We start from the raw sequence: 25,831 nt of genomic DNA on the forward strand, positions 1-25,831 counted from the left end.
AGAGATATCCCCTAAAAAAATATCATTTTTTCTGAAATACTTTTGTTTCACATGAACAAAACAATCGTCATATAATCCTTCAACTTCACTTTCAATATCTTCAATGCTTTGGATATGTGGAACTCCACACTCTTGACGGAAAGCGAGAAATAGGCAGCGATTTCCGGGTATGTTTTATTTTCATAGCGGCTCATGATAAAGATCCGGCGGGTTTTGTCGGACATCATTGCCAATGCCTCATCCACGAGCCGTCCGGCCTCCGAACTGAAAATTTCCTGAGGATCGCAGGCTTCAAGGGTGGCAATCCTCAGACTATTCACCCGTTGCTGATGCTCCTGGATACGTTGTTCCACATCTTCGCGGACACGAAGATGACGAAGGTAATTCAGACATTTATGTTTGATCGCTTCCAGGATATAGGCAGGAATATTCGAATCGGAAGAAAGAGAATGGCGATTTTCCCAATAATACATGATTCCCTCAACAGCAATATCTTCCGCTGCCGCTTCATCTTGCAGGTACGTATTGGCGAAACGCACAAACAATCCGTGGTAATCGGCAAACAATTTATTAAAAGCTTTTATCTCCGAGGCTGTTTCCATAATGTCTCTTTTCGCCGATAAAGATAGTACAAAAAACGCTGTTTCCAGACTGTTATTTTAGAAAAACAATCTGAAAACAACGTTTATATCTCCTCTCTCGTTTATGCGAATCAGAAACCCATGTTTTCAACCGCTTATTTTACTTTTTCGAACCAAGGCAGGCGTTCCAGAGGAGCTGTCACTTCAATCGTTTTCGGTCCCTTGAACTTCTTACCCGTATCGTCTACCCATACACCTTCTGGCAGCATCACTTTGCGCGTGTGTTCCTTGGTCAGTACCGGGGCAACCAGATATCTGTCACCCAACATGAACTGATCCTTGCAATCAACGAACCCCTGGTGCGGAAACGCATATTCCATATGCCGGATGATCGGCTCACCGGTCTTTGCGGCATGATACGCCTGTTCCAGAATATATGCTCCCATCTTCTCATGCAGACGGGCATAATCACGGCAAATCGCCAGATGCTTTTCATCGAGGATGCGCCAAGGAGCCACCGAGAATTGCATCATCGGCATCAAGGCATGTACCTGGCAGGAACGCACGATCAACTCTTGATCGAGCTTCGTCTGGTCTACTCCCAGGAAAGAGGCGAACTGGCCTCCGCCGATCATATCCGGACAGGCATAGGCATATCCCAGCAAACCGGCAGCAATCATATCAGGGATCAGCAGGCCGACCGCATTCCAAGAGTAATCTTTATCACCCAGACGCTGAACCAGCGCTTCACCTCCCATCTTCCATCCGGCACGATATTCGTTAAACGGGAAATCCAACCCGATCTTCGCCCAATACCGGCACATATCCACTGAAGTAGCCGACTTATCGTAAAACTCCAGTTCCGGATCGTTATAATGACCGATATCACCGGCATCAAACTTGAAACCATCCGCCCCATATTTCTCCTGCATGCCGCGCAATTGTTGTTTCAGATGTTCGGCAGCGGCCGGATTGCTAAGGTCATAGCAGGCACTATAACCGTTCCACCACGGAATGATGGCCGCTTCATTCGTCCCCCTTTTTTTGATCAGGAATCCTTTCTGCTGAAGCTCACGAAACTCCGGGCTATCCGGACTGACGAACGGGCAAATCCAGAACATGATCTTGAATCCCTGTCTGTGCAGACGATCAATCATTCCTTTCGGATCAGGAAAACGTTCGGGTTTAAAGTCGAAATTGCCATAATATTTCTGCCAGTTGTCATCCACCATGAACACGCCGACCGGAAAATCATTCTCCAATACATGACCCGCATATTTCAGGATATCCTCCTGATTCTGGTTATACATCAGTTCGATCCAGGTATTATACTGCGGCATGGAAAAGAACAACGGATCCGGCAAATCACCGGAAGGTGGGAAATGTTTGGCAGAAGCAGCCATATAAGCATCCTTCAACGTACGGCCCGCCAATACCGGCTCCATCTTCTCATAATCGGAATACAAACGCAACTCTCCATTCTCGACCTGAAAAGAAAACGGCTTGTCACTCCAAATATACCGTCCCTCCGAAGAAAGCAGAAGCGGCACGTTCTGATTGTTCAGGTTCTCGGCAGAGAGGTCGAACAAACGCAAGTCACCTTCAAAAGGCATCTTCGATCCCAAGCCGACTGCACCGCCCCACCATTTCTCTCCTTCGAGAGACGTTATTTTCGATTCGTACTTGCTCGCAGCAAAGCAGGGCAATGCCAAGAGAACCAAGAAAAGGAGACAGATTGATTTACGTGTCATAATATATTCAATGTTGTTATGTTATTTGCCGAATATTTCCACAAATATACGTTTTACTGTCGAAATACAATCTCCTTCCGGTTCGCTCGAATAAACATTTGTTGCTTTCGTCCAGCGTTCCTCGATTGCATAAAAGTCGATAGCCGCCGTTTTTCTGCCATCCAAAAGCCGAGTCTGATAATCGAACCAGGTTTTCCAGCGCATATAATAGAAATCTTTCAGGATACCATTCCATTCGCGATGGGCATAATCGCGCAAGCCGCCTTCGTCGGCCGCCAATCGGTTACCCCAAGTCGTAATCTGTACACGGGCATTCCACTCGTACAATTCCTTTTCTTCAGGAGTACCTCCGAGGCTGCGGGCACGAGCGATCCAGGTTCCAACCTTAAATTCAGGACGCGTTGCCAGCAATTCGTCCTGCAACAGGATCAAACGCAGGAAACGGTCGGAAGCATCCTTATACAACTTTTTGTCGCCAGCGGCAAAAGCGGCCTCAACAACCTTCTCCGTAAGACGTCCTTTCTCGGCGATCGCCTGGCGGACGATATCGACCAAATCATACTCGAAATTATTGTTTCCCTTGAACTCATCGGCTACAGACACCATCATAGCGGCAGCACGAATCACATCGTTCGGATCATAATAGTCTTTCATCTCCGACCAGCTTGAAACCTGATACGGATGTTCGGTAGGACGGGCACAGAATACAGATTCATGAGTTCCCTGCTGCGTATTTGCATCCGGACAGTTATAGATGGAATTGCTCAACAGTATCCAAGCGTCCTGCACCGTGGGATTGCTCTTTCCGTAACGGGCAACCGTATACTCCCTCAACCACTGATCCTTGTCGAAACGCTGCGGACACCAAGGCAGTTCCGTCAACAGTTCGAACATGACCGGGTTGTTTTCGCTCCCCTCCATCGTCATGCCGACTCCTTTCAGCGTTTTACCGAACGGACTTTCCTTCGCCTTATAGAACTCGTCGATCACGTGCTTCAGCTTCCCGTGTAATCCAACGTTCCCACCATAGTTCAGCAACATACAATAAATCCAGTCATGCTGTCCGAACCCGTCCTTCCGGTACCAAGTAGATGCAGGATCTCCCCACTGCGGACGGCTTTCCGCGAACAGATCCAACACGATCAGATCTCCCGCCTCCAAATTTCCGATCATCTGCGGACGCGGGTTCGCCTGCCATGCCTGAGCCACCCAGACAGCTTTCGGATTATTTTTCTTCATTGCCTGCATAATGGCCTTTCCAGCTGCATCCAGATCCACGCCGGCCACACTTCCGCCTTCATGGAACGGGTCCATACTGTAATAGTCCGCTTTGCCGTACAGCTTGTTCATCTCCTTATAATATAAGGAAGCGATCTCCTCGAAACGCGGATCTGTCGGTTGCAAAAATGCCGGACGGCGATATCCGTTCCATAATCCCGGATCAGAGACATTCAAACCTAACTTCTCTTTTGCATTATGAGGAACCATACCGGAGTATCCGGGGAATACCGGTTCGATACCATATTCACGCATCCGCTTCACGATCCGTTTCTGCAAAGCGATCTGCTGCTTATACCAACTATCCGGATTCGGGCCGCCCCAACCTTCCAAGTTGTTCATCAACCACCAAGCCTGGAAACCGGGACCGGCTACAAAATCGTTGATTTCTTCCTTCGTATAGCCTAACTTGCTCAGCACATTGTACCAAACGCCATCCGTCCCGACCATCGCCAATGGCAAGTTAATGCCATGCAACGCCATCCAGTCGATCTCTTTCTCCCAACGCGTCCAATCCCAAAAGGCCATCGTATAAGAGAAGGTACAATAGTTGAAGTCATAGCGGTATTTCATATCCGTCTCATGACGTTCTTTCTGCTTCACTGCCGGCAATACCTCCGGCAATTCGGCCTGCATGCCATTCCAGGAAAGATGAATTCCGACATGATATTTCAGATACCAGTTCAGCCCGGTCGCGATACTCACATAATTATTACCCCGGATCACGACCTTGTCACCTTTCTGGTCGAGTTCGAAAAAATCGACAGGAGATTTCACCTGTTCAATCATAAATTTACGCGACGCACCTTTGTCGATACGTTCCAGCAACCCTTCGATAGGGGAAGCCGCTTTTACGACAAGCGCAACCAGCAACATGCCGAGGATATGGATGATTTTCATTTGACAGAGATTTTATTCATTAAGATATTGACGCCATACTTTCCGTCAGGAGACACCCACCACTGCGTATCGCCGTTTGCACAACGGATCGCAAAACGATTGTCATACTGCAAACGGGCGGAGCCGTCGGGAATCCATAGGCCGAGGCTGTACATTCCCTTTGCCAGACCAAGCGGAATCTGCAAGTCGGTAGAAATCGTATGCAGGAGCGGAGTGCAGGAGCTGTCGCCCGTTTCATACGGTTGCCAGTCATTCACATTCGCATCCGTCAAGGCGACATGGCAAACCTTACCGGACTCGTCAATCAAGACCAGATAGACAGGATGTTCATTAAACAAAGTCGAGAAACCGCGGTTTATCAAAGATATTTCGACAGGATTAGCCTGTCCGGCAAGCAAAACCGCCGGAGCCGTCATCTCCTGCAACTCGATACGGTAACCGAGATGGTCCCGGATATAATCGAATACATTCCGTTCCGCTACAGAGCCATCTTTCCTGATGAAATACCCATCCGACACCGGCATCTTGTTCTCCCGCAGGAATTCTGTGGAAACAGGAGTTTCCTTCCAGTACATCATCGAATACTTATCTTTCGTATTCTTTTCCTTATAGTTATGAATCACGCTAAGAGAAGTGAAATGTTGCAGGAACAGGCGGCGTGCCGTTTGCAATCCATCAATGATCCACCCGGCTTCAGGATTATCGGGGTCCTCATTCATGCTCCAGGTTCCCCAAGGTAATTCTCCGTCGACCGGAAAACAAGGAGACTCACGCACAATCTGCTCATAAGCAGGCGTACCTTCTGACATTCCGCCATCCCACTGATGCTTTTTGATCACAATAAAGTCGTCATGGAAAGAAATCCGTTTATAATCATTAGAAGCCGTATCCAGCAGGTTCTTATATTCGGGAACCCGTATCTGGACAGCCCGTCCTTCCGGTGTCATCCGGCAGATATGTTGCAAAATAGTCCGTTTCGTATCGTCCGACTTTTCGAGACCATGAAAAGAACTGTGCCATTCTCCCCAAGCACCGATCATGCCAGCCTGTACAACCTGAATCACATCCTTATTCTCTTCAAGGAAAGGCTTGAGCTGTTCCGTATGGCGAATGATGTCTTCCAATGTAGGACCAGTAGCCGCCCGCCCCAAAAACTGGGTTTCATAAGCAAAACGGAGGACCGCTTTCTTGCCTAAGGACCTTAATTTGTCAAAGAAAATACCCATTGTCCGAAAATCCTCTCCTGTCAACTCTTTTCCGACTGCTCCCGTCAAATAGAAGTAGGTCTGAACCAGTGATACGCTATCGGAAGCATAGAGTTCGGACTGTTCTTCCAGATAAGAAGTGATATCAGGATATTCTTCGGGAGCCCAGACATAGTTCTTTTCCGTTACATCCAGTGCCACTTCAAGTCGGAATCCTCTTTCGGGGTTATACAGCCCTTCCATTCCAGCCGGATCATCCGCATAAATACCCCGGAAAGTACGATGCTGCACCCCGGAATCGCAAGAGGTGAAAAATCCAAGCATCAATGCGGAAACCAGCATAAAGGTCGCAATGTTTTTCATATCAATCGTTTTTAGTTGTTGTTATAATCAATGTAGCCTCCTGCCCTTTCAGCAAGCCATCCGGCAGACCGGTAATCTTCCCATTCACGATAACTGTTCCGGCATCCTGAACCAAGCGCAAAGCTTTATCATCCAACGGTTCCCATTCCACAAACTGCTGTGTTACCGTCCCGTCGTTATAATGCACATTTACAAACGAAGGCGTGTATAACAACTCGCGTGTCACATGTCCGTCAATATCGCGCAAGGTAGCTTTTCCTTCGGATACCTGCAAGCGTGCCGGCTCGATAGAAGTGATGCGTAACTCATTTTCCGGTACTGCCTGACAGCCTTCGGGTATCTTCTTGTACATGCGGATATAGTCGATATCGAAACTCTTCGGATACGGGACGGAAGGATCGTAAGTCCCTGTCCAGCCGTTCTTCGCTTTCCGATTGTCATAGAAAGAGATAATCTGAACCAGCGGATAAGTGATCGTCGCCTTATGCGTCATCACCTGTATGCCATCCACATACACAGTCACACCTTCCGGTGTCCAGTCGAAGCCATATACATGAAACTCTTCCGCCAATTTCTTATTAGCGAACCAAGGATGTTCCGTGTGATACTGGATCGTCGAGTCTTTCCAGCTGTGTACGGTAGACCAGATACGATTGACATCAGTCCCCAATATTTCAAAGATATCGATCTCGCAACTTTGGTTCGGATCATCTTCAAACCCGATCAACCACCAGGCACAATGCACCCCGCCCCCAGCTTGCATCTTGGCACGCATTTCATAATAGCCATACTGGTTTATTTGTGTAGCTTCCGTCTTGATCGAATGAAGGGCTTTCCTTTTCGGATCATAGTGATGCATACCGGTGCGGCTGGCACTCATAAAACCTGATATATACATTCCCTTATCAAACTCATTTTTTGAATCCCGGTCGATCGTCAACCGGACCACCCCGTCTTTCATCTCATACGTCGGTGTACAGACAGTCCGGTCTTTCGGCCAAGAAGGCAGATACTCAGGAATCCATTTCGTCCGGTCGATCTCTTTCCCTTCAAACTCATCGTGAAAAATCAAACGGTAACCCTCTTTCTCCAACGGGCTGGCGGGATAATCCTGCGCCTGTATGTTCTGTAAGCCGACCTGCAAAAGGAAACAGGCAAGAAGTGTACTGAATAGATATTTATTGCTCATGATATTTATTTGTTAACGGAGAGAAAAAAGGCCGCAAATGAAGCGGCCCTTTCTCAATTTAAATATAGACTCTAAAAGAATCGGATCAATAACCTGGATTCTGAACGATTTTGCCCTTACCTTCGTTGATTACAGCTTGAGGCAGCGGGAATAAAACAAACTCATCTTTAGTCGTCGTACAACCACGGTCTCTTGCATTCTGGATAAACTGTCCGTGACGGATCAGGTCGGAACGGCGGACACCTTCGAACCAAAGCTCATGCCCTCTTTCATCCAATACTTTCTGCAAGAAATCGTCTACTCCTTTTACATCACCCATTGTATATGGATTCAGCTTGGCACGTACACGAACTTGATTCAACAGATCCAGTGCTTCGGAAGTTACGGCATTTCCCTTACGAACAATTGCTTCAGAAAGCAAAGTCAGGACGTCTGCGTAACGGTAAACAACCAAGTCGATCTGGCTGCCGTCTCCTGTAGATTCGGGGTCTTCACCATATTTTACAGGTACAGCTCCAGAATAAAGGTTACCATGTTTGGCGATATCAGACTCTTCATTAAACAATACACCATCAGTACCTACATATTCGCCAACCAAAACAGACAGACGGTCATCACCTTCCTCAAAAGTACGGTAGAAAGGCCAAGGGACTTTATAACCATCCCATTTCTGGATAGAAGCATTCTTAGTCGGGTAGTTTCCCGGTAAAGCATGGTCATGCCACAACTGAAGATTTGTACCTCTTTCTTCCGTACAAGCAAAGATAATTTCCTTGTTCCCTTCATTTTCAAGCGTAAAGATATCTGCATATCTGTCCATCAATCCATAACCGTATTCGGCTTTCAACAATTCACGGCCGCATTCTTCCGCTTTCGCCCAATTCTTCTCATGCATGTAATACTTCATTAGAATCGTATACGCCAAACCTTTATCAAAGCGTCCGAACTGTGTCGTACGGGTAGGCAAGCCTTTCAATGATTCAGTCAATTCCGTTTCAATGAAATTTGTCATCTCTTCTTGAGTCGCACGCGGCTCAATTACTTCATCCAACGGATTCTTCAAATCTTCCAGTGTCGGAATTGGAATAGGCCCATAGAAATCATACAATAAAAATGCCAGCCAACCACGGCCTAAATGAGTTTCAGCCATCAGTAAAGCCTTCTTCTCGTCACTCATTTCTACATTTGAGATACGATCCAATGTCAATGTCATTGTACCCAAATATTTGGCATAATCCGTATAATTGAGAGTCGTATAAGAATGATTCGGAGTCCAGTTATGAGTTGTCAGCGGAATCCAGCTATCATTCACCCAACAACAAACAGCAATATCGGTTGACATATCACCAATAACCTGGAAACTGTGAGCCGTACTGAATACACCGCTATATTCCGCACTACGGAAAGGAGCATAAACACCTCCCACAACAAGCGCCTCCGCATCCTTTTCATTCGTCGGGAAAAAATCCGGATTGATCACATCATATCTTTCCGAATCCAAATTAGTACATGAGGCCAATGCGCAACAGCACATTACTGTATATAATAATTTCTTCATGACTTTATCTTTATTTTTAACTGTTTATACTATTAGAATGTAATATCCAAACCGAAGCTGTAAGTACGAACATTCGGGTAAGCCCATTGCAACTGAGATGGAGCACTTTCTGAACTTGAAATGTCAGTTTCCGGGTCAAGACCTGTATACGGAGTGATTGTAAACGGATTGTTCACGTCGAAATACACACGTACGTTAGACAGAATATGTTTGCTGGTCTTAATAGGAATATTATAACCTAAAGTAATGTTACGACAACGGATGAACCAAGTCTTTTCATAATAATAGTCACCGACCCCATAGGCACTTTCAGTCTGGAAATATCCGGGTAACGTACCGTTCGGATTGCTGGAGGACCAAAGATCCGATATTGAAGTAGGCTGATTATAACCACGGCGCAAGTCATTAACGTTATTACTCAACCATTGTTTCTTATAACTTCCGGCAGAAAGCTTATCAAACTGTCCATAGAAATAAACATTGAGATCAAAGTTTTTCCAACGCAAAGTATTATTAAACCCAAATAAATATCCAGGGTCAGCAGATCCGTAAATCACTTTATCTGCATCATCCAACTTACCATCAGGCTTTCCGGTCTTCATCGGAATGCCATGCTTATCAACTTTAATGGAACCATCGGATTCATAAACATATCCGTCAATATCTTTGATCTTCACCTGTCCGGGTAATGCACCGGGCATATGGTCGATCGTTTCACCTACTTGAACCAAACCATCTGACAAATAACCGGAATAGTAACGCATCCATCCGTTATACTCATCATAAGCATTCGGTTTCCATTTCGGATCACGTTCTTTCCACTTGTCACGATAGAGAGAGAATGTCAAGTCTGATGTCCATTCAAAATCCTTATTACGGATATTAGTCGTATTGATCGTCAATTCAAAACCCTGACTCTGAGTCTTACCCACGTTCGCAATGATTTTATTCACCTCGTTATAAGACAGCAAAGTCTGTTCATTCAACAAATCGGAAACGACTTTATGATAATATTCAGCAGTTACATTGACACGTCCATCCAAGAAACCTAAATCCAAACCAACGTTCCATTCACGGGCTGTTTCCCAAGTCAAAACATTGTTTCCGAGTTGACTCAAATAGACACCATTGATCATGGAATTGCCAAAGATATTATTGTTACCTACTTTATAATAGCTATAAGCTTTATCTCCTACGTTGGAGTTACCTGTTTCACCATAGCTCAAACGTAATTTACCATTAGACAATACATTTCTCAAAGGAGCCAAGAACTCTTCTTCCGTAAACCGCCATCCGGCAGCAACTGAAGGGAAGAATCCCCAACGTTCACCCGAAGCAAAATTTGAAGAACCATCGGCACGCAATGTCGCTGTCAGCAGATAACGGTCTTTAAACGTATAGTTCAAACGACCGAAGAAAGAAGCCATACGAGATTTGGTTGCACTCGATCCTACAGTCGGACGTTTTGCATTACCCGCGCCCAAGTTGTTATACAAGAAACCGTCTGTAATGAAGTCATTGCTTTTTCCTGAAAACATTTCATATGTAAACAACTGATAAGAATGACCAACCAAAGCGTTGAAGTTATGGTCGCCTACCTGTTTCGTATAATTAGCAGTCAATTCCATCAAGTAGTCGGAATTATCACCCTGCGCAATAGAGGCCGCACCATTCTCACGTTGTCCATAAAGCGTTGTCGTTGGCAAATATTGTTTCAGTTTTTGATAGTTACGGTCGATACCGAAATTTGCCTTCAACAATAAGCCATCTATCGGGCGAACTTCAAAAAATGCATTTGCCAATAAACGCTCTTGAGTCGTCTTATCTGTAATGTCCAGCAATGAAACAGGATTCGGCAAGAAAGAAGCATCGGAGTTCATCGAATAATTGCCATTCTCATCCCGAATGGGCAAAGCCGGATTAAACTGAGCCGCAGAAACCAAAATTCCGGCATTCTCATTCTGGCCACTACCTAAAGGCACGTTGTCATATTCATTACGTGTCGCCGTCAAATTAATCCCCATCTTTACATATTTGCTCAACTTCTGGTCCAAATTGGCACGAAGAGAGTATCTTGTCATTCCATTATTTTTAATCACACCATCCTGATTAAAATAGTTTCCAGAAACCAAGTACTTCGTATTATCGTTACCTCCTGTTATAGATAAGTTATGAGAAGTCTGAAAACCTAAACGGGATATTTCATCAAACCAATTCGTATTATTAGCCGGATTGGCAATCTGAGCATCTGTATAAGGCAATGTCAAAGCCGGCAGGGAAGGGTCTGTCGCCTCTTTTCCTCCATAAATGCCAACACCGTTCGTACGCATCCATTGTTCACGAGTATAATCGTTTGTTGCCCGCATAAAACCGGAAGCGTCCAACATCTCGTAAGATTTGGCTATCTGCTGTACAGAAGCCGATCCGGAATACTGTACCTTAGCCGCCCCGCTCTTACCTCGTTTTGTCGTCACGATGATCACACCGTTACCGGCACGAGCACCATAAATAGCTGTCGAACTTGCATCTTTCAGCACTTCAATAGATTCAATATCGTTTGGATTGATAGAAGCCAGGATATTATCTTTATTACCTCCTGAATATTGATTACCACTATCCAATGAACCCGGAGAATTCACAGGAAAACCATCAATAATGATCAACGGGTCATTCCCCGCCTTATCAGAAGAAGCGGCACCGCGAATACGGAAAGTTGATTGTCCACCCGGCTGGGCACTAATCGTGCTGACCTGCAAACCGGCAGCCTTACCAGCCAAAGCATGACTAACTGTAGACACTGTTGCCACAGGAGTATCATCCATCTTGACAGATGCAACTGCACCTGTCATATCCTTCTTCTTCATCGTACCGTAACCGACAACAATCACTTCTTCCAAAGCCTGTGTATCTTCTTTCAACAGAACGTTGATCACATTCTGGTTCTTCACAACAATGTCCTGAGGGATGTATCCGATAAAGGAAATCTGCAAAGTCGCGTTAGCCGGAACTTCGATGGAAAAGTTTCCATCCATGTCGGTAGTAGTACCGTTAGTCGTACCTTTCTGGATAACGTTTGCACCGGCGACAGGGCCAAATGCATCGCTTACAGTACCGGTCACCTTACGATTCTGCTGCGTGGTGGCGGTAGAAGCCGGAGCTGCCTCGGAAGTCAGGACAATGTGACGATCCTTGATAGTGTATTTCAAACCTGTTTTAGCTGCAATAGCATCCAACACAGTCTGAATATTAGCATTCTTTTCATTGATAGAGATCTTTTCGTTCTTGTTGATCTCTTCCAGATTATAGAAAAACAGGAACTCGGACTGCTTTTCGATCTGTTTCAACACTTTTTCTAAAGTTTCATTCTTAGCTGAAACATTTAGAGTAGCAGTTTGCGCATAGGTGGAAGCAACCACGCTTGACAGACAAACAGCCAACATTAACACGGTTAATTTCATGATTTTTATAGTTCTTTTCAGGTTAAGAGAAACAACTATACGTTGATTATTCATACTTTTGAATGTTTTTAAGATTAAACATGATCCCACGGCAATGGGAGTTTAATTGTTCACACTTTCAGAAGAGAAGATCCGGCAAGATTTTCTCTTCTTTTTGGTTTAAGACTAACTGGTGTTCATATTTCCTACTAAGATTAGCAATTTGTTTTTATTTAGATTTCTGATATTGTCACGTGATGATCGTCGATCTTATACCGGACCGGGATTGACAGATGGATAATCTCCATGATATCCTTGATACTCTGCCCCCGATAGAAAGTCCCGGTAAATGTCCGGCGCTTCAGTGCTTCCGACTTAACAGTGAACTGCACGCCGTAAACATGGCTCAACCGGTACAGAATAGCTTCAAGACTTTGTTCGGGGAAATAATAATATCCGGTCGTCCACGAAACAAACCGGTTGGCGTCGACCTGTTGCAGGAGGGCTGATCGCGTTCTTTTGTTATAGACAAACTGTTCGTTCGGCTTTAAGACCATAGGATGTAACAGGTTCTGCGTGGTCAGCAGGACAGAACCTTCCAGCAGTGTCGTAGTCAGGAGCGAATCGGTCGGATAAGCGGAAACGTTGAACTTCGTCCCGAGCGCTTCGATAGATTGTTCTTTGGTCTTGACAATAAATGGCTTATCTTTATCTTTGGCTACTTCAAAATAGGCTTCTCCTTCCAGTTGCACGATACGTTCGGACTTACCATAACGGGAATCATAAGAGAAAGAAGTCCGGGTTCCGAGACTGACGCGGGTTCCGTCCGGCAACACAACAACATCCGCTTCAAGCCCGTCTCCACCGACATAACTGGTAATCCGGTCGTCATATTCCCTCGAAGAAAAGATAAACACAGTAGAAGTAATGGCTGCGGCAAACATTGCCACAGCCGCATAAGTACTTATGCGGGTCAATAAGGAATATCTTTTACGCTGGCGGGACTTTCTCTTATCGAGAAGGCGAAGCCAACTATCGTGTATTTCAGAAGCACCACGGGAAGGAGCGCAGGCTTCATAAAGTGCTTTGGTCTCGAAAAACAATTTTTTGTTGTCTGCACTTTCATTCACCCAGGCATAAAAATCGTCCAAAGACCGACCTTGCAGCCGTCCTTGCAAATACCCGATGATTAATTCCGAATGTTCGTTTTCCATTTTCACTTAATTATTAGATGTAGATACAAAGTCGACACATGGTTAACTTGGTTCTTACATATACACAACGAACGGGAAAGAAAAAATACTCACAAGAAAAACAATTTTTTTCGTCATAATCCGGGAATTGCCTTCACCATGTGTGTCTCGTCCTAATTTGGGTTGACTGTGTATTAAAAAATCCTGTTATAGGTGGTCTATAAAAGTAAAAAAACAGACAAACCAGTAAATGAGTTGGGGGGACGAAAAGTATCATAGAGTGGCAACTGCCATACTTTTATCGTCAGACTATAAAGTCATAGAGCTTTTGACCTACGTCGAATACCTTTTTGACTAAGGTCGAAAAGGCTTTTGACACTAGGCAAAAAGGCTTTCGACTTAGGCCAAAAATACAAGGAGCTATAATACAGGCCTTAATTTTTTGTATATTAGGACATTAAAAAGCTTCTATAATTCCTTTATTTTTTCACTTAAGAGATTGTTTTGATTCTTTCGTCTCATGAATTAAGATGGCTTTGGTCAAATTCGTCACTCCAATGAGTGAAAGCAGATCTTTAAGGTGAAGGCAGTCCAGATGCTTGCCTTCACTTTTTTACACATTGATTTTCAACGTATAGCAAGACAGGGTGAAGCCAACGCGCAAATTCTTTATAAAAGAAATATCAGTAGGAACAGATTCGAACAGTTCTTACGCAGATAAAGGAGGGAACGATAAAGCTGGTTCTCGACCGTACGGACAGAGAGATCCAGACGTTCTGCTATTTCGGCCGCTTTCAGACCTTCGAGATAGGACATACGGAAGATTTGCTGGCTTCTTTCAGGCAGTTCGGCAACCTTTTTCATCAGCAGATCGAGCAAATCCTTTCGCATGAAAAGTTCGTCGGATGCCTCAAAGAAGTCAAGCTCTTCCAATTTTAACTGAAGGGCGCGATGATCGATGATCTCCTGCTCCATATTCATGCGGCGGAGACAATCCAGGCAGGCATTTCGGACGGAGACATAAAGCACCCGTTTCAGGTCATTCTCCGGAAGGCGGAACACCTGCTTGTCCCACAACTTCAGGAATACATCGTGGACAATATCTTCGGCAAAGAAACCGGAAACGAACTTCTCCGCAAAGCGCATCAACATCGGGGCATACTCCGTATAAATATGCCGGTATTGATCTATGTCCAAAGATGCATTCCCCATATTTGCAAATATAGAAAAAAAATCTAATTATTCATTAACAAACACTTCATGTACACCCGGTTCATCGAATTTTATCGGTTCGACCTTTCCGGTGACGGCATTCATACATTGAACTACATCGTTTCCGGTAGTCTGGACCTTGATCACCCAGCCGTTCTCTCTCTTGCAGACAGACAAGATATCCGTCGTATTGGAAGCCGGCATGACAGCCAAGCCGTCAGCGCAATGGATGGTTTCAATATGATAACGGCGCACAACAACCGGAAACTTTTTACCTTTATAGATAAAGGTGGCCGGACGCTGGTCTTGGTCGCTCGCCCAATCGGTATTCAACAGATAGATCGTACGACGGTCCGAATGATCCCAAACCGTGAAACCGACTGAAGGAACCGCCTCCATCCAGCCTTGGCAGGTTTCCTCACCGGCAGCCTTGGCAGCAATTTCTTTCATGGCTTCCACATAATCAGCTTTCAACATCATTTCGGCGGGATAGGCTTTCTGGGGGAAATAGATGATTTTTCCCGAACCGCAGGCGATCTCCGTCTTAGTGGTCAGTTGCCGGTAATTTTCTCCCAACATCTCACGGATAACCGCATCGTCGGCAGGGAAACGGACCGGCTGGTCGGGCTGCAACTCTTCGTTCAGATGGGCCGCCGTGAGCAAAAGCGTTCCGCCCTTGAATACAAAATCGCGGATACGCAGGAAGTCATTCGCGTCGTAACTGTTCCATCCGAGGAAGATCATCGCCTTATACCGGTCCATCACGTCTTGCGGCGCTTCGACAGGAAGCAAGTCAACCGTACCGTAAGGGGTGGAAGTAAACCAACCTTCCGGCCCGCAGCCATCCACGATATTGTCCGGATAGAAGACATTCAGCAGATCGAAACTCTCGCATGCCTTATTGAACTTCCATTTATCACCCTTCTGCGACCACAGGCTGCCACGACCGAACGACTTCCAGGCGTCGTTACGCCCCTGGATCACGGCAACATTGCTTCTCAAGTCGCCACGGCGGGAATGCGTTTCCACGAAATCGAGCATCTGATGTTGGGCAAACAAGTGTTCCTTGCCGGAAACGGAATAACGGTCGTTCATATATTCGTCCGTCCACAAGGCCTCTTCCGTATTCATATGGGAAGAACCGTGCATATAAGCAACGGCCAGCGACATATACAGGCGCAGGGAGTGTTTCGGATCGGTAAACGGCCCTGAGCCCCATTGCATGGCATGAAGCGTCCCGTAAAGCGGACGGCTGTAGGCGCGGGATGCACCACGCAGGGAAGAGAGTATGATTTCTTCCGGTCCGTACATCTGTTCGGCTCCCAGCCAGTCGTAACCGGCTTGATACAGATAGCGGAACAGCGTGGACGGTCCCGTATGGCGCGTGCTCGGACCTTTGGAATAGCGGAAATTGGCAACGAGCTTGCGGGCGCCGTCGGCCATGTCCGTCACCCCTTCCGGATCATAATGGATAAAGACGCCGTGGTCGGTATAAATCGGACGATGTTTGGCAAAGATTCCGCCATAAGGACGGTTGCGTGCCGCCATATCGGAGAATACTCCCTGGTACTGGAAATGCTGCCAGTAATAGTAGCCGCCGTCATTCTCATGCGCCTGCTTGCCACGGAACATCGGGGTTGCCAATGTTTCCAAAGAAGGATTGATCCGGCTGCCTGCCAGCGTACGTCCTTCGACTTGCCAGGCGTACGGGATCTTCAACTGGTCCAGCAATCGGGTGTAATGGCCGATGACGGCAGGATCAGCTACTCGGAAACCGCTCCACTGGTAGGAAGGACGGAACTGATACCAGTTACCGATCCGGTTGGAAACATACCATTTGAAGAAATAATCATACGGCGTATATTGCTTGTCGATATAAATTTCGTCACCGGACGAAAGATAGATCAGCTCTGCCTCCTTGTCGATCACCTGGCGGATTTGCGCCTGTTCCGTACGGCTACCGTCGTCAAACACCAGCGGGATGGCGTGACCAGCCTCGCCTGTACGCATTTCCACGACATGTAGGCCGGGGGTTTCAAACAGGCACTCCTGCTCAGCGGGAGTGGCAGCACCGTTTGCCTTCACTTTGAGACTGACATTCGGCCTGTTCGTTTCTACCAATATACCGAAAGAGGCGTTTTTGGCAACATATTCAGGAACGGAAACGACTTCAAAATCGCGTGCGGTCTCTTCGATGATCTCCAGACCGCGCAGTTCATACGGATAAGCAGCGCGATGCGGCTCTTTCCGGAGCGTCAGCTTCATCTCTCCACTGCCATGCAAGGAAGACGGAAGCGGGATATAGAAGTCCGCCACATTAGAAGCGCGGTCGAAGATGTTTCCTTCGAAAAGCGTCTCCCCGTTAAATTCGAGCTTCCACATCGGCCAGCTGCGGGTTGAGAGGTTACAGCCGATCCAGTAGTTGTAGTTGTCCGGTTTTTGGGCAAACTTGGTGAACGGTATGGAGCAAACCGCTTTCTTGTTTTGTATCAGGCGCGGAGCTTCCACCCAACATTCGCCGTTGAAATGCGTCCCGCCGATACGCAGGAAAGCACAAGCCACATTTTCCGGCAATGTGAATGTCTCAGACACCGTCTGATATTTTCCCGTACCTTCCGGGACCGGCATGTAAAGCACGGAATCCGGCTTGTCATAGATATCGTCAGCCGCCCGTCCCGGTTTCCGGTAGAACAATTCGATCTCGACTCCGAAATCACCATTCCCGGAAACAGTCAAACCCTGTTTCTTCACGACCGGCAGCGTTACCGTCAGTTCACCCGGTTTCAGCAACTTACCGGAAATGCGGTAATAGGCATGGCGCTCGAAATTATCGTCTTCGCCTTTGAAATAAAGCGAATAACAGTCCTTTTTACGGATCACCGAATCCAAGTTGTCGTCAATATAAAACTCGGACCGGCGGAACATTTCTTCACCTCTGTTCTGGAAAGGAGCAGGCATCTTCACCCCTCCGATCACACGCAAAAATTTTCGCGTCGGGATTCCGGACTGTCCGAACGTAACGGTTTCGGAGATACTCTGATCGGGTTGGAGCAGATGTGTTTTTTCACTTCCTGCGGGAGTAAAGACGACCGTTCTTGTCTCTTTCCAGGAAGATGCAGCGTATGCCTGAAGTACGGCAAAGACGATCAGGCATAGGGAGATACATGTTTTTTTCATATAAACTTAATACAAATGTTTTTCGTTCAAATCACTTTCCAAATGTACGATTTATTTCCGTATTATTATTACTCGCAGTTTTTATGTACTTTTGTAGATATAATTATAAGCACTTAAGACTGCAAAGATGATAGTTGTAAGAGACACGGAGACATTGAAAGGGAAAAGGCAGGTAGCCACTATCGGCTTTTTCGATGGAGTTCATCTGGGACATCGTTTTCTGATTCACGAACTGAAGCAGGTGGCCGAAGCCGCTGGATTGCCTTCCGCCGTCATCACGTTTCCCGAACATCCCCGTGCTGTCCTGCATGCCGACTATCAGCCGAAGTTGCTCAATTCGTTCGAAGAGAAATTGAAACATTTGGCTTCCACCGGGATCGACTATTGTATCGTGCTGGACTTCACCCTCGAACTATCCCGCCTGACGGCAAAAGAGTTTATCACTACCGTATTGGCAGACCGGTTGCATGTGGACACGTTGCTGATCGGCTACGACCACCGTTTCGGGCATAACCGCGAGGATGGCTTCGAGCAGTATGTAACCTATGGCGAAACTTGCGGCATCCGGGTTATCAAGGCTTCGCAATACAGCGAAGGAGAGGCGGCCGTCAGTTCTTCCGAAATACGGAAACTCCTTGCGGAATGCCGGGTGGAGGAGGCGGCTCATCTGCTGACTTATCCTTACGGGCTGAGGGGAAGTATCGTCAGCGGTTATAAGGTCGGCCGGAAATTAGGTTTCCCGACCGCCAATATCCAAGTGGACGAGCCTTTCAAGATCATTCCGGGCATCGGCGTATATGCCGTTCGGGTATATCTGAACGGACAGCGTTACAAGGGAATGCTGTACATCGGTAACCGCCCGACCCTGGACAACGGGGACAACATCACGCTGGAAGTAAACATCCTCAACTTCTCAGGCGACATCTACAATAACGAAATAACAGTCACGTTCATACAACACGTACGAGGCGACATCAAATTCGACACCCTCGACCAGCTGATCGACCAACTGAAAAAAGACAGGGAGACGGTGGATAGAATATTAACGGAATAAAACATAATCATGTACTACGACGCAATAGACCTATTAAAAGGGATGATTTCACGTCCTTCTTTCAGCAGGGAGGAGGGAGAAACGGCTGATTTTCTCAAGCAGAGCTGGGAAAAAGCAGGGTATAAGGTGAACCGCAAAGGGAATAATCTGTGGCTGATCGCTCCCGGTTTTGATCTGGACAAACCAACTCTGCTGCTCAACTCCCATATCGACACTGTCAAGCCGGCTTCGGGCTGGACGAAAGATCCGTTCAATCCGGAGGAGACGGAAGACGAGCGTCTGTACGGCCTTGGCAGCAATGATGCCGGCGCGAGCGTAGTCTCTCTTTATGAAGCATTCAGGGTGTTATCAGGGAAGGAACAACCCTACAACCTGATCTTCCTAGCTTCATGCGAAGAAGAAGTTTCCGGCAAGAACGGGCTGGAAAGCGCTCTTGCCGACCTTCCTCCTATCGCATTCGCCGTTGTCGGCGAACCGACCGGCATGCAACCGGCCGTAGCCGAAAAAGGGTTGATGGTCCTGGACTGTGTCAGCACCGGCAAGGCAGGACATGCCGCCCGGAACGAGGGGATCAATGCGATCACGCTTGCGATGAAAGACATCGAATGGTTCAACACCTATCAGTTCCCGGAAAAAAGCGATTTCCTCGGACCGGTGAAAATGAGCGTCACGATTATCCACGCCGGGACACAGCACAATGTCGTTCCGGACCGCTGCGAATTCACCGTCGATATCCGGACAAACGAATTCTATCCCAACGAAAAACTGTTCGAACTGATCAAATCGCAGGTCGGCTGCGAAATAAAAGCCCGCAGCTTCCGCCTCAACTCCACCCGTACAGATTTGCAACATCCGTTCGTACGCCGTGCCGTCATGATGGGAAAAGAGCCTTTCGGTTCGCCTACTTTGAGCGACCAGGCCCTCATGCACTTCCCTTCCGTGAAGATCGGACCGGGAAACTCCGCCCGTTCCCATGCAGCCGACGAATATATCGGCCTGATGGAGATACGGGAAGCAATCGATATGTATATCAAGCTGCTCGACCAATTGACGATTGACAATTGAAAAAGAGCAAGATCATTCTACCGCATCCTCTCTTTCTTCAAACTTTCAATTAATATGAGGGACCTCTTCACAACCATCGGCACACGTTACCTAATCGCCATCCTGAACTTGGCACTGATCTTTATCAATGCCAAGGTATTGGGTGTCGAAGGAGTCGGACTGGTCGGGCTGATTCTGGCGATAGTAGGAATCGCCACCATGTTCTGCGGAATATTGGCGGGAAATACGATCGTCTATTTCATGAACCGCTATTCCATGCAAGCCGTATTTTTACCCTCTTACTGCTGGACACCCGCCGGAGCTGGCATCGCTTGCGGCAGCATGGCCATCCTCGGAGTGCTTCCCGAAGGGCACGCTCTTGATATTTATATTCTTTCCACCCTGACCTCCCTCGTTGCCGCAAACTCCCGTTTCCTGTTGGGAAAGAATCAGATTTTTGGGTTCAACCTGACCTTTGTCTTGCAAGGAGGATTACTATTTTTTGTCTTATTATTCCTTTATTACGGATTGAAGATACAGAACGTAACCGCTTACCTGTGGGGAATGTATTTCACAAACGGTATCGCGTTTCTCGTCAGCCTTTTCCTACTCCTGCCGTTTCTAAACAAAAAAGAGGCAGATCCCCGGAAGGGACGCTCCCAATACGCTCTTTTGAAAGAGATGTTTGCTTACGGGCTTTGGGGAAGTGCGGACAATATTGCCGAGATCCTGACTACCCGCCTCAACTATTTCCTGATCCAACGGTTTGCCGGGTTAGGAAGCGTCGGACTGCTGGATGCGGGAACCAAGATTTCCGAAAGCGTCTGGCATATCAATCGCAGCATCGGCTTTATCACATACAGCCGCGTTGCCCGGACACATAAACCCGGCGAGCAAAAACAAATCACGCTCCGGTTCTTCAAACTAACTTTTTGTGCCATCACACTTGCGACCGGCTGCATTCTTCTGATACCGGAATGGATCTATACGGATTATCTGTTCAGTGCCGAGTTCGTAGGGATGCACAACGTCATAACAGGGTTGTCGGCCGGAATCATAGCACTGGCCTGCAACAGCATACTATGCCAATATTTTACCGGAAGCGGCAAAATACGTTACAGCACGGGCAGTTCTTTTGTCGGTTTGATAAGCCTGCTTGTTTCGGGCTACCTGCTGATCCCGCACTACGGAGTGTTCGGATCGGCCATCAGTTCCAGTATCGCATTCAGCACCATGCTGGCATTCTCCATGATTATTTTCTGCAGGAAAACAGGAACTCGCCCAAAGGACTTTCTGATCAATAAAGAGGATGTGAGGTTCGCACTCCGGAAACTCCGGTTGACACATGACGACGATCAGCCCTGACACACCTGCTACATCCGTCGTGACGCGCCCCCGGTCAGCCTCAATGCGCCTTTTCGTCAATCCAGCCACGGAGCCGGATTCAGTTTCGTCTTTTCTTTCCAAAGCTGGAAATGAAGGATCGTGGCATTGCCGTCCTCTGTATCGGTAAAGATCTTTCCGATCGCCTGGCGGGTACTCACCTTATCGCCTGCCTTCACATAGACCTGGCTCAAGTTGCTATATACCGTCAAATAGTTACCATGGCGGACAATGACCGAATTGTTATATCCCGGAACAACGAACACACGCGTCACCTCACCATTGAACACGGCGCGGGCATCCGTACCCGGAGCGGTCTGGATGTCTATACCGCTGTTATTCGTACGGACATACTTCAATTCCTGGTGCTGCTGTTCGCCGAAGGCAGCGACAATCGTATGGCGGCCGGACACAGGATAAGGCAAACGCCCCTTATTGCTTGCAAAATCATCGGATAAGCGCTTCTCGGCCTTTGTCATGGCATACCCGCCTTTGGTGTCGGCGACACGTTCTTCGCGGACCGGCTCCGTCTCCGGTTTTGTTTCAGGGACTTTCTTTCCTGAAGCAGCCGCCTTTTCACGTGCCAAACGGTTCCTTTCAGCACGGGCCGCCCGTTCGCGGGCAGCTTTGGCTTCGGCTTCGGCGCGGGCGATTTCTTCGGCTATCTGCTTTTCGATCTGGCGGTTCAAAGCATCAGCCTGCTTCTTCTTCTTTTTCAGGTCGGCCTGCAACTGCTTTTGTTTCTTGTTTAACTGCTGCACCTCCTCTTTCTGGCTCGATTCCTCGGTCTGGAGCTTACGGCTTTCATCCTCCCGCGCACCCAATAAGGCGTTCTTCTCGGCACGTGTCTTTTCCAGTTCTTTCTGCTTGCCGACAATTTCCTTCTGCTTACCGATAATTTCGGAAGCCTGCTTCTTCTGCCAGTCGGCATACTCGCGAAGGTAACGCATACGGCGAAGGGACTGGGCAAAATTGTCGGCGGAAAGGATAAACAACAACTTATCCTGCGAACTGCGGCGTTTGTATATGCTTTGAACCGATTTCCCGTAATTCTGCCGCTTATTCCCCAACTCTTTTTCCAATTGGGAAATGTTCCGGCGGGAAGCGGCTATCTGCTTGTCTATTTCCCCGATCTCCTGGTTCAGGAGGCTGATGACCTGTTTACGAGAAAGGATCTGTTTGGAGAGCAGGTTCAGCCGGTTCAGCGAGTTACGCGCCGTCTGCCGCGTCTCGTCCAATAGCTGGCTGGTCATCTCGATCTCGGCAAGTGCGGCTTTACGCTGCTTTTCGAGTTCGCGTACTCTTGCCGAGTTCTGTGCGGAAACAGAACCGACCGACAGCACGAATATGACGAGCCAGAAGTATCTCATCTTACATTTTATTACTACTCAACGATTTGATGATCTGAGACAACGTGATACGTTTATATTTGGCAGGAATGGAAAAATCCATTTTCACCGGGACATCCGTCTGCATGCGGGAGAAATGCAACGTGACTCCTCCTTGCGAAGCGCCATCCTTCATCACCTGCACATCCATTCTCATCGGGAAAGGCTGTCCGTCTGCCAAGCGAAAATCAGCATAATCCCATTGCAAGGCGTAACGGTCCGAAGGTTCGGAAATACAGGTTGAGAGAATCTTCTCCTCCCCGTCCGCCATAAAGGTGTACAGCAACCCCATCACGTCTTTTACCTGTATTTCGGCTGCGGGCCCGTCCTGCTTCAGCTTAAAGCGGTTGTACAGCTTCGGGCTGATCCCCTGCTGTCCGGGAAGGAACAGACGGTTGGTGAAAAGTGCCTGCAGATTATAAAAATTGAACTCGATCGGTGTCTGCCCTTTCAGGTTGGCATAATTGTCAGCCACATAGCGCTTGTTCATACGGTCGATCACCTTTACGCTGTCCACACTGATCTCGGCGCGGAAAACCTCGATACCTAAAAAGGGTTGCACGGACAACTGGAAAGCACTGTCTTTTACCATCTTCAGATCCACACGCGAACTCATATTGTTGCCCGGCAAGTTCAAGTCCACGTTCAGGCGTGCAGTCAGGGTTTCATACTTGAACGCCTGCTCCTGCATAAGCGTAAAGAACTCGTTATGCGCTTTCGCCCCGCCCGCTTCGACCGTACCGACTTTCTTGGTCGATTTACAACCTGTGAACGACAGGGCGATAAAAAAGACCAGCGCAAAGGCAAGGCTTATCTTATTCATTCTTGACCTCCTCTTCTATATAGGTTCCCTCTGCGATCTTGCGATCCAGCACATCGCTTTCTTTTCCCATCTCCTTCGCTTTCTTCCATTGTTCAAGCGCCTTTTCCTTATCGCCGCTCATGAAGAGGATATCGCCGTAATGGTCTACCAGCTCGGAGCTTTTGGTCGTATCGTTGGCAAGCGCGCTCTCTATGTATATCTTGGCAAGCGTATAGTTTCCCTGTACAAAGAATATCCAGGCATACGTATCGAGATATGTCGAATTGTTCGGTTCCAGTTTGACTGCCAATGCACTCATCCGTTCCGCCTTTTTCAGATCTTTCTTTTCCAGCGAGAGGAAATAGGCGTAATTATTGAGGACGACCACGTTCTTGTCGTTGTACTTCAACGCTTCATCATACGCTTTATAGGCTTCCGGCATATTCTTGATCTGATAGTAGATATCGCCTATCTGTCCGTAAAAATCAGACTTCAACCCGACGTTCGTCTCCGGGATAATCTCCAGGCCGGCTTTGTATGTATCCAGTGCATCCTGATACTTTTCCTGCTGGAAATAAGCGATCCCAAGATAAAAGTAATACTCCGGTGCATCGGGGAAAAGCTCCTGGCAACGGGTACAGATACGGATCACTTCGGGAATGTCTTCCGACTTCAACGCCAGATTCAAGAGTTGTTGCCAGGCAGCAGCATTCGAAGGTTCCATCTCGGTAATCAGCTGAAACTGGAAACGGGCCTCATCAGTCTTCCCCTGCGCAACCAGCAGACTGCCGTACATCTGTTTCAGATCGGTATCTTCCGGATGCTGTTCCAGTAATGTCTGGAAAAGGGCATTCGCACTCTCGGTCCCCTTCTTCGTCTGCTGCAGTTTGAGAATATAACGGGACAGAATACCGACTTTCGTCTCGACATCCAATTTCTCGTTCACTAATGCATTGCGTATCTGCGTCTCGGCGGCGTCCTTATTACCGACGACTTCATAATAGTTCGCCATAGAGACAATGTAATAGGGACTTTCCGGATCGATTTCGTGTGCTTTCTGATAATATTTCAACGCTTTGACCGTATCATTCTTTTCCAAGTGGAGATCCCCCAAAATGATCTGATAGCGGGATTCCATCGGGAATTTGGCGGCAAGCTTTTCCACCTCTTTGAACGCGTTATCGTTCTGCTCCAACGCATTATACAATTTATATTTCTGCATGGAAAGCGCCTCGCTCATGCCTATGGACGATTCGAGGGCGTCATAAGCATCGATCGCCTTCCCGATTTCACCTTCCTGCGTAAGCGCATCCGCCAGGTAATAGTTCAACTCCGGTTTTCCGGGATAATCTTTTACAAGCTTCTCATACTCGTCCGACGCCTCGCCGAACATACCGAGGTTGCGGCTCATTGTCGCCAACGCCAGCCGGTAGGTAAAATTATCGGAACTGTAAGCCACCGCACGCCGCAACATCTCCAGCGACTTTTCCGGACGGTTCAGCTGGGCATAAAACGAAGAAAGTTCGTATAAGACGGCCGAGGCGGTCGAATCGATCGCCAGACAATGGTTAAAGGCATCATAAGCGGCATCGAATTTTCCGGCTGCCTTCAGGTTCAGCCCTTCGTAGAAGAAGTAATCGAATTTCCGCTGATCCCCGGCACTCACTTGATTCGGCTTCGACGATATTTCCACCTTCGCCTCCTGATCCTGCGCCCTCAACGATTGCGAACTCCCGATCAGGAATAATAGAAAAGATATCGAGATCAGAGACTTTAGCATCCCTCCCATATTTTTTAATTCTTAATTCTTAATTTTTAATTATCTCCCCGTGTGACCGAAGCCGCCGGCTCCCCGTTCGGTGTCGTCCAGCACTTCCACCGGCTGCCAGACGACCTGGCTGTGAGCCGTGATCACCATCTGGCAGATACGCTCCCCGTCATTGACGGTAAACGGTTCGGAAGAGAGGTTTATCAGGATTATGCCGATCTCGCCGCGATAGTCCGCATCGATAGTACCCGGCGTGTTCAGCAATGTGATGCCATACTTCAATGCCAGGCCGCTACGGGGGCGCATCTGTGCCTCATAGCCTTCCGGCAACGCGATATATAATCCGGTCGGTATCAGTTTCCGTTCAAGGGGTTTCAAAACTACCGGTTCCGCCAGATTTGCACGAATGTCCATTCCTGCCGACAGCGGAGTCGCGTATCCCGGCAGCGGATGGTGTGACTTATTTATGATCTTTACTTCCATAAACTCTTTTATTTCCGGGCAAATTTACATAAATATCCCTGATTACCATCTCCTGGAAGTTCCAT

Annotated in this window: 17 protein-coding genes; 3 read left to right on the forward strand and 14 right to left on the reverse strand. The window is 47.5% G+C overall.

From position 1 onward, the window contains the following. Window positions 1-47: 47 nt before the first annotated feature. From NQ542_RS13590 to NQ542_RS13635, 10 genes are all read right to left on the reverse strand, one after another. Window positions 48-602 carry an RNA polymerase sigma-70 factor gene (locus tag NQ542_RS13590; protein ID WP_005633485.1) on the reverse strand — a complete coding sequence of 185 codons (555 nt, stop codon included), beginning with the start codon at window positions 600-602 and terminating at the stop codon, window positions 48-50. A 134-nt stretch (window positions 603-736) separates the two neighbouring features. Next, window positions 737-2,332: a glycoside hydrolase family 31 protein gene (locus NQ542_RS13595; protein ID WP_005633487.1), complete on the reverse strand. Its 1,596-nt coding sequence runs from the start codon at window positions 2,330-2,332 to the stop codon at window positions 737-739. A gap of 21 nt (window positions 2,333-2,353) precedes the next feature. Beyond that, the gene (locus NQ542_RS13600) at window positions 2,354-4,510 is read right to left on the reverse strand and encodes an alpha-N-acetylglucosaminidase (RefSeq protein WP_005633489.1); all 2,157 of its coding nucleotides are present in this window, start codon (window positions 4,508-4,510) and stop codon (window positions 2,354-2,356) included. Beyond that, window positions 4,507-6,078 (reverse strand): DUF4832 domain-containing protein, encoded by a 1,572-nt coding sequence (locus NQ542_RS13605; RefSeq protein ID WP_005633492.1) that lies wholly within the window; start codon window positions 6,076-6,078, stop codon window positions 4,507-4,509. The genes NQ542_RS13600 and NQ542_RS13605 overlap by 4 nt, the downstream gene beginning before the upstream one ends. Window position 6,079: 1 nt before the next feature. Then, the gene (locus NQ542_RS13610) at window positions 6,080-7,267 is read right to left on the reverse strand and encodes a family 16 glycosylhydrolase (protein ID WP_005633494.1); all 1,188 of its coding nucleotides are present in this window, start codon (window positions 7,265-7,267) and stop codon (window positions 6,080-6,082) included. 85 nt (window positions 7,268-7,352) lie between these two features. After that, window positions 7,353-8,825, reverse strand: coding sequence for a RagB/SusD family nutrient uptake outer membrane protein (locus NQ542_RS13615; protein WP_039849634.1), 1,473 nt, complete (start codon window positions 8,823-8,825; stop codon window positions 7,353-7,355). Window positions 8,826-8,857: 32 nt separating this feature from the next. Further along, window positions 8,858-12,337, reverse strand: a complete 3,480-nt coding sequence (locus tag NQ542_RS13620; RefSeq protein ID WP_005633498.1) for a TonB-dependent receptor — start codon at window positions 12,335-12,337, stop codon at window positions 8,858-8,860. A 158-nt stretch (window positions 12,338-12,495) separates the two neighbouring features. Beyond that, the gene (locus NQ542_RS13625; protein ID WP_005633500.1) at window positions 12,496-13,476 is read right to left on the reverse strand and encodes a FecR family protein; all 981 of its coding nucleotides are present in this window, start codon (window positions 13,474-13,476) and stop codon (window positions 12,496-12,498) included. Between the two features lie 648 nt (window positions 13,477-14,124). Then, on the reverse strand, window positions 14,125-14,667 hold the full coding sequence (locus NQ542_RS13630; protein ID WP_005633503.1) for an RNA polymerase sigma-70 factor: 543 nt from the start codon (window positions 14,665-14,667) through the stop codon (window positions 14,125-14,127). A 27-nt stretch (window positions 14,668-14,694) separates the two neighbouring features. After that, window positions 14,695-17,844, reverse strand: a complete 3,150-nt coding sequence (locus tag NQ542_RS13635) for a hypothetical protein (protein WP_005633505.1) — start codon at window positions 17,842-17,844, stop codon at window positions 14,695-14,697. Window positions 17,845-17,971: 127 nt separating this feature from the next. Here NQ542_RS13635 and ribF point away from each other — a divergent pair, with 127 nt between their 5' ends. Genes ribF through NQ542_RS13650 form a run of 3 tightly spaced genes read left to right on the forward strand, consistent with a single transcriptional unit; the run spans window position 17,972 to window position 21,307 of the window. Beyond that, a complete protein-coding gene (ribF, locus tag NQ542_RS13640; RefSeq protein WP_005633507.1) occupies window positions 17,972-18,898 on the forward strand; it encodes a riboflavin biosynthesis protein RibF in 927 nt (308 codons plus the stop codon). A gap of 9 nt (window positions 18,899-18,907) precedes the next feature. After that, entirely contained in the window at window positions 18,908-19,963 is a 1,056-nt protein-coding gene (locus NQ542_RS13645) for a M20 family metallo-hydrolase (RefSeq protein ID WP_005633509.1), read from the forward strand. Window positions 19,964-20,017: 54 nt separating this feature from the next. After that, the gene (locus tag NQ542_RS13650) at window positions 20,018-21,307 is read left to right on the forward strand and encodes a lipopolysaccharide biosynthesis protein (protein WP_005633511.1); all 1,290 of its coding nucleotides are present in this window, start codon (window positions 20,018-20,020) and stop codon (window positions 21,305-21,307) included. 56 nt (window positions 21,308-21,363) lie between these two features. Here NQ542_RS13650 and NQ542_RS13655 read toward each other — a convergent pair whose 3' ends face one another. The 4 genes from NQ542_RS13655 to dut are packed head-to-tail and all read right to left on the reverse strand — an operon-like array spanning window position 21,364 to window position 25,766. After that, a complete protein-coding gene (locus NQ542_RS13655) occupies window positions 21,364-22,695 on the reverse strand; it encodes a murein hydrolase activator EnvC family protein (RefSeq protein ID WP_005633512.1) in 1,332 nt (443 codons plus the stop codon). A 1-nt stretch (window position 22,696) separates the two neighbouring features. Further along, window positions 22,697-23,536, reverse strand: a complete 840-nt coding sequence (locus NQ542_RS13660; RefSeq protein ID WP_005633514.1) for a DUF4292 domain-containing protein — start codon at window positions 23,534-23,536, stop codon at window positions 22,697-22,699. Then, on the reverse strand, window positions 23,529-25,295 hold the full coding sequence (locus NQ542_RS13665; RefSeq protein WP_005649683.1) for a tetratricopeptide repeat protein: 1,767 nt from the start codon (window positions 25,293-25,295) through the stop codon (window positions 23,529-23,531). Before NQ542_RS13665 ends, NQ542_RS13660 begins: the two co-directional genes overlap by 8 nt. Window positions 25,296-25,334: 39 nt before the next feature. Further along, entirely contained in the window at window positions 25,335-25,766 is a 432-nt protein-coding gene (gene dut, locus NQ542_RS13670) for a dUTP diphosphatase (protein WP_005633518.1), read from the reverse strand. Window positions 25,767-25,831: the final 65 nt, after the last annotated feature.

Origin of the sequence: Parabacteroides merdae ATCC 43184 (genome assembly GCF_025151215.1) — a bacterium.
In the GTDB taxonomy this organism is placed as follows: Bacteria; Bacteroidota; Bacteroidia; order Bacteroidales; family Tannerellaceae; genus Parabacteroides; species Parabacteroides merdae.